The sequence below is a fragment of the Streptomyces sp. NPDC059371 genome (genome assembly GCF_042751995.1).
Taxonomy (GTDB): domain Bacteria; phylum Actinomycetota; class Actinomycetes; order Streptomycetales; family Streptomycetaceae; genus Streptomyces.
Genome location: NZ_JBHYXD010000003.1, coordinates 61,540 through 67,820, shown reverse-complemented (window position 1 = coordinate 67,820; position 6,281 = coordinate 61,540). Strand labels below are relative to the sequence as shown.

Annotated in this window: 4 protein-coding genes; 3 read left to right on the top strand and 1 reads right to left on the bottom strand. The window is 71.1% G+C overall.

The window, feature by feature from the left end; all coding sequences use genetic code 11:
- Nucleotides 1-126: 126 nt before the first annotated feature.
- Entirely contained in the window at nt 127-2,574 is a 2,448-nt protein-coding gene (locus ACFXGX_RS02725; protein WP_384783932.1) for a penicillin acylase family protein, read from the bottom strand.
- Nucleotides 2,575-2,725: 151 nt separating this feature from the next.
- Here ACFXGX_RS02725 and ACFXGX_RS02720 point away from each other — a divergent pair, with 151 nt between their 5' ends.
- The 3 genes from ACFXGX_RS02720 to ACFXGX_RS02710 all read left to right on the top strand — a co-directional run bounded on the left by ACFXGX_RS02720 (nt 2,726) and on the right by ACFXGX_RS02710 (nt 6,181).
- Complete coding sequence (locus tag ACFXGX_RS02720) at nt 2,726-4,243, top strand: acyl-CoA synthetase (protein ID WP_384783930.1); 1,518 nt, start codon at nt 2,726-2,728, stop codon at nt 4,241-4,243.
- 157 nt (nt 4,244-4,400) lie between these two features.
- Nucleotides 4,401-5,219 carry a hypothetical protein gene (locus tag ACFXGX_RS02715; protein ID WP_384783928.1) on the top strand — a complete coding sequence of 273 codons (819 nt, stop codon included), beginning with the start codon at nt 4,401-4,403 and terminating at the stop codon, nt 5,217-5,219.
- Nucleotides 5,220-5,506: 287 nt separating this feature from the next.
- Nucleotides 5,507-6,181 carry a hypothetical protein gene (locus ACFXGX_RS02710; RefSeq protein ID WP_384783926.1) on the top strand — a complete coding sequence of 225 codons (675 nt, stop codon included), beginning with the start codon at nt 5,507-5,509 and terminating at the stop codon, nt 6,179-6,181.
- The last annotated feature ends 100 nt before the right edge of the window (nt 6,182-6,281 follow it).

Sequence of the window (6,281 nt, the reverse complement as noted above, 5' to 3'; positions counted from 1 at the left end):
CGAAAGCTGCACACTCTTCGGCTACGCCCCCCCGACGGGGATGGCCGCCCCCGTACTCTGTGACCCGGCCGAGGGCGGCGCCCGGAACGGATCCGGGCACCGCGCGCCGTCAACCACCGCCCGAGGTCAGCGGTGGGCGCTCACCCTGACCACCCGGAGCCCCGGCGACGCCAGGATGTCCTTCTCGCAGAACCGGGACGTCACCCACCGCTCGCCCGAGAACAGCCGCGTCTGATCGCTGAAGTGCGGCGAGTTCGGATTCGAGGACTGGGAGTACGTCAGCAGGGTGCGGGCGACCGGACACCGGCCGCCGTCCCAGCCGACGGCCTGGATGTACGAGGACCCCGTCGTGACCTCCGTGTAGCCGCCGGCCGCCGGGTTCCACGGCATCTCCACCTTGTTCCACACCCCGAGGGACTCCGTGCCGCCCGGTACGGGGATGCGCCGGCCGTTCCGTACGACGAACTGGCCGGTGCTCAGCCGCGCGTCGAGGGCGATTCCCGCTGCCCGCAGCTCCGTCACCGTATCGGCCAGCGCCGTCGCGAAGCCCGGTACGGAGGTGTCGAGGGTGTTCGGGGTGCGGACCGGATCGGCCGCCGAGAACGGGACCTTCCAGAGCCGCGCCGCCGGCACCGTGGCCGTCAGCTTCCGCCAGAAGCGGTCGAAGAGCAGCGCGCCCCGGCTTCCGGTGTCCATCGAACGGTCCCAGGCCCGCAGCACACCGCACGCCCCGCTCACGTCGACGGCTTTGCCGTCGGAGCCCGTCGCCGTGCCGCCCGGCCGCGCGGCACAGGCGCGCGCCGCGTCGGCCGCCACGAGATCACCCGCGGGCACCCGGTCGGCGAACTGCTGCGCCTGGAGATCGCGCACGGTCAGCCGCCCCCGCGCGGCCATCGAGGCCACGTCCTCGACGGCGCCACGCGTACGCATCGAGCGTTGCGTGCCGATCGTGCCGAACACCCGCTCGTACCCGGTCAGCGGCCGGTCCGCATTGGCCAGCCAGGCACTGTCGTTGGAGTTCTCCGCGTACGGCGCGTCCTTCAGCACCGGCATCTTCGCCGGACCGAAGATGCCGGGCTGCACGGCGTCGGGATCACTGCCGAGGGCGCAGTCGCCGCGCGACCCGTCCAGCACGGCGACCCCGGACGACGGGTACAGGGCCCGGCCCAGCGGCGTCGAGCAGCGCTGGACCAGCTCGTCGGTGATGCGCGGGAGCACCTGTGACTGGGTGAAGAGGGTGTGGCCGCCGGAATCGGAGGCGATCGTGTTCACCCACGGCAGGCCCTGGGTCCGTGTGAGCGCCGCGAGGACGCCCGTCGTGTCACGGGCCCTGCTGAAGCCCAGCGCGGTGTCCGGGGCACGGAGATTGGCCGCGTTCGGGTCGTTGAGCGCGTACGCCGTCGTGGCCGTCCACGGCAGCGGCACCTGGGCGCCGAGGGAGGTGACGACGGGGCCGTACCGGGTCCACCACTGGGTGCGCGTCACCGGTGTGCCGTCCCGCACGTCGACGGTGACGCTGCGCCGCGTCATCCGCTCCGGCCTGCCGTCCACCAGATACGCCGTCGGATCGGCCGGATCGAGCGTGAGCTGATGGAGATTGAGTGTGACGCCCGTCGCGACGGTGTGGCTCCAGGCGATCCGGGCCGTGTGACCGATGGACACCGTCGCCGTGCCGAGCAGGGCGCCGCCCTGGACGTTCAGCTTGCCGGGGATCGTCTGCTGAACCTGCCAGAAGCGGCGCCCGCCCTGCCAGGGATAGTGCGGATTGCCGAGCAGCAGACCACGGCCGTTCGCGGTCGAGGCACCGCTGAAGGCCACCGCGTTCGATCCCATGTCGGCGGTGTCGAACAACTCGCGCGCGGCCGCGGCGGTGCGCTTCACGTCGGGCTCACCGGTGCCTGCCGCCGTCGCCGTTCCGGAGGTCGCCGCCGTACCCGCTGCCGTCCCCGTCGTCGGTGGCTGCGCGGCCGTGATGCCGTCGGCTCCGCGCACCTGGCCGCCGAGCACGGCCAGCGCGAACCCGCGCGCGGCGACGTCCACCTGGGTCACCGGGCGGACCCAGTCGGCTCCCCGGCACGCCGGATCGGTGACGCGGTTCTGCGCCAGCCACGCGTTGTAACCGGCCGCCCAGCCCCGCATCAGGTCCTTGACGTCGACGCTGGGTCCCCGCGGCGCGGGCTCGGCGAGCAGTTTCTCGACCGTGCCGGCCTCTCGCACTCCGCGGTAGTACAGGTCGCTGGAGAGGTTCGTGGACGCCGAGGAGAGCGAGCCGTCCGGTGCCGCGGCGGACCCGAACCAGCGGGACCGCTCGCCGCGCAGGGTCACGAACCCGTCGGCCAGGGTGCACACCTGGTCGGCGGCCTGGGCCCAGCCGGTGCCGAAGCCGAGGTTCGCGTAGTCCTTGGCGACGATGTGCGGAATGCCGTACTCGGTGTAGCGGATCACGGCCGACAGGCCGCCGTGCGAGGGATGTTCCTGTCCGGCGTGCCGCTCGGCCGCGGCCGCGGGCAGCGTGGTCGCGGCGGTCAACAGAGCGACGGCCGTGACGAGTAACCGTCTTTTACGGGTGCGCATCGTGCCTCCCAACATCATTGAGGGAAGGGGCGGTTGAGCGTACCAACGGGTAGTGCGCCGTCGGAGTGTCCGTCCGGCTCCTGCCCGCCTTCCGTCCGGCTCGCGTGCGGTGACTTGACCTCCCCCTCCCGTGGACCGAGGATCACGTGACATGACGCCTGGACACGGCAGTACGGTTGACGGGGTGCTGCGGCGCAGTGCCCGGCGCACACCGGCGCGGCGCGCCGTCGACTACCGGGAGCGCTCCTGGACGTACGCGGAACTCGACGAGGCCGTCTCCCGCGCGGCGACCGTCCTCCTGGACGAGGGGCTGGCCCCCGGGGACCGCGTGGGCGCCTACGGCCACAACTCGGACGCCTATCTGATCGGCTTCCTCGCCTGCGCACGCGCGGGACTCGTCCATGTGCCCGTGAACCAGAACCTGACCGGTGACGACCTCGCCTACATCGTCGGCCAGTCGGGATGCGCCCTGGTCCTGACCGACCCCGACCTCGCCGGCCGGCTTCCGGAGGGCGTACGGACCCTGCCGCTGCGCGACGCCGACGACGCGCTCCTCGTACGACTGGAGGCGGCACGCCCGTACGACGGTGACGAGCCCCGCGGCGACACGCTCGTGCAGCTCCTCTACACCTCGGGCACCACCGCGCTGCCCAAGGGCGCGATGATGACGCACCGCGCCCTGGTGCACGAGTACCTGAGCGCGATCACCGCCCTCGATCTGAGCGCCGGGGACCTGCCGGTGCACTCGCTGCCGCTCTACCACTCGGCGCAGATGCATGTGTTCCTGCTGCCCTACCTCGCGATCGGCGCCTCGAACACGATCCTCGACGCGCCGGACGGCGGACAGATCTTCGACCTGATCGAGGCGGGCCGCGCGGACAGCCTGTTCGCCCCGCCCACGGTGTGGATCGGGCTGTCGAACCGTCCCGACTTCGCCGAACGCGACCTGAGCGGCCTGCGCAAGGCGTACTACGGAGCGTCGATCATGCCGGTCCCCGTCCTGGAACGGCTGCGCGAACGGCTGCCGAAACTGGCCTTCTACAACTGCTTCGGCCAGAGCGAGATCGGTCCTCTCGCCACCGTCCTCGGACCCGACGAGCACAAGGGCCGGATGGACTCGTGCGGAACCCCGGTGCTGTTCGTGGACGCACGGGTCGTCGACGAGGACGGCAAGGACGTGCCGGACGGGACACCGGGTGAAGTCGTCTACCGTTCACCGCAGTTGTGCGAGGGCTACTGGGACAAGCCCGAGGAGACCGCCGAGGCGTTCCGCGACGGCTGGTTCCACTCTGGTGACCTCGCCGTGCGCGACGCCCACGGATACTTCACCGTGGTGGACCGGGTGAAGGACGTCATCAACTCCGGTGGCGTCCTGGTCGCTTCACGCCAGGTCGAGGACGCCCTGTACACCCATGAGGGGGTCGCCGAGGTCGCCGTCGTCGGGCTGCCCGACGAGCGCTGGATCGAGGCCGTCACCGCGGTCGTCGTCCCCCGGGGTGAGGTCACCGAGGACGAACTGATCGCCCACGCACGCGAGAAGCTCCCCCACTTCAAGGCACCCAAGCGGGTCCTGTTCGTGGACGAGCTTCCGCGCAACGCCAGCGGGAAGATCCTCAAGCGGGAACTGCGGGACCGGTTCGGCCCGGCCTCGAGTCAGATGGGCTGTTGACGGCACGGGCGGGCGCTCGGTCGGCGTGCCTGCCACCGGCGCGGAGCGGCGCCGGGTGCGGTCCCTTGATGATCTAGAGTTCCGGCGGCGGGCAGTCGACCCGCCGCTCGGATTCTCGACTCAGGGGTGGGGATTGATCACTGCAAGATCTGCCGCGATGCAGCGGCACAGACCGACCGTGCGGCGCGTGGCCGCCGCCGCGATGGCCGGGGGGACGGCGCTGGTGGGCTTGGGGCTCACGGCGCCGGCCGCGCACGCCGCCGAGAACGACATCTCGTTCTCGAACGTGGTCATCAACAACGGCAAGCCCATCGTCGTCGGTACCAGTGCCGAGGTCGAGGTCCCGTTGACGTACACGGTGAAGAGCAACGTGTCGCTCGACAGCTGGTGGGCCGAGGCGTACCGCAGCAACGGGTCCACCAAGTACCTGCTCGCGATCTCCACGACCCGGTGGAGCTGCCGGACGTCCTCCGCGGGGGGCTACACCTTCCGCGACTGCGACGAGACGATGACGATCGACCCGGACGGCATGCCGGGCGGCAACGGCGGCCACCTCGTCAACAGCGACGCCGCCGTGTGGAAGACCCTCGGCACGGGCATCAAGAAGAACGGCGGTTACGACACCGACCTCCTCTCCGCGACGGTCCGCCTGCAGCGTGCCTCGCGCATCCAGAACGCGAACGCGTCCCCGGAACCGGTCGCCAAGGGCAAGCCGATCACCGTCACCGGCACCGTTCAGCACGCCGACTGGAGTCGGCACCGCTACGACAACTACGGCGGCCGACTGGTGAAGCTGCAGTTCAAGCCCACCGGCTCCAGCACCTACTCCACCGTCAAGACGGTGACCGCGAGCAGTACCGGCTCCCTGAAGACCACTGTGACGGCCTCCCAGGACGGCACCTGGCGCTGGAGCTACGGCGGCAACACCACCACTGGTGCCAGCAACTCCTCCGGCGACTACGTCGACGTGACCTGAGGACCCCTGTCCACGGTCATCGCGCCTGACCGCGTAGCGGAGGCCCCGCTCCGGCGGGGCCTCCGGCGTGCCGATGCCCTGACGGCAGGGACGGCGACGCTCTGTTCACGGACGGCGTGCGCGGGGAACCCGGTTGCGTCGTGGTCGGGCGCTGGGGTCGAATCGGGCGGGCTGCACAGGCACACCCTCGGGCTTGACACCGGGGGAGCGTTCAGCGGCTGCCCGCCAGTACGTCCCGCTCACCGCGTGGCAATGCGCCCGTCCTCGGGTGCGAGCAAGGAGCACGAGTGCCTGTACTGCCCGACGACGCCTGTCTTCCTGACCGTGAGGCGGTCCTTGGTCAGGCGATCCCTTTCGACCGGGCCCGCTGGACTTCTCAGCTCCCGGACTCCACGTGGTGGCCGGCCACGCTCGACGAGTGCCCACGGACAGGCCGTTGGCCTCAAGTGGACCGGCGGACCGTGTTCGAGCTCGCCCGCCGGGCCGACACCGCGGAAGGCCGCCGCCACCTGCTGGTCGCCGCCCTTGTCTGGGGGAACGGAACCAAGGTGCGATCGGTCCGGCGCAGCGCACGCGTCTTCCGGCACTCCACCCGCGCGGACCTGGACGCCCGACTGTACGAGGCGCTCGTTGTGCTCCGGGAACACGGTGCCGTCGCTGCCTACCGCGCCCTCAACAACGACCAGCACATCCCCTACCTGGGACCGGCGTTCTTCACCAAAGTGCTCTACTTCGCCGGGCACGAGGGCGCTGCGGCGCACCACCGTCCGGTCATCCTGGACAGCGTCGTGTCACGGGCCCTCAGGGCCGCGGGCGTGGTGGGGGCCGACTGGCCGGACAACGGATGGACCACAGCCCAGTACGACCGCTATCTGGCCATGGTGCACGAGAGTGCGCGGGCCCGAGGCGTCCTGCCCGACCAGGTCGAGTCAGCACTGTTCTCCTACGGCAAGCGGGTCTAGGGACACCGGGGGCGCCCCTGTCGGCTCTTGTACCCGGGGGTGTGGTCGTTCGGGCGGGCGTCTGGTCCTGAAGCGACTCGCTGGGCGGTGCGGCCGTACC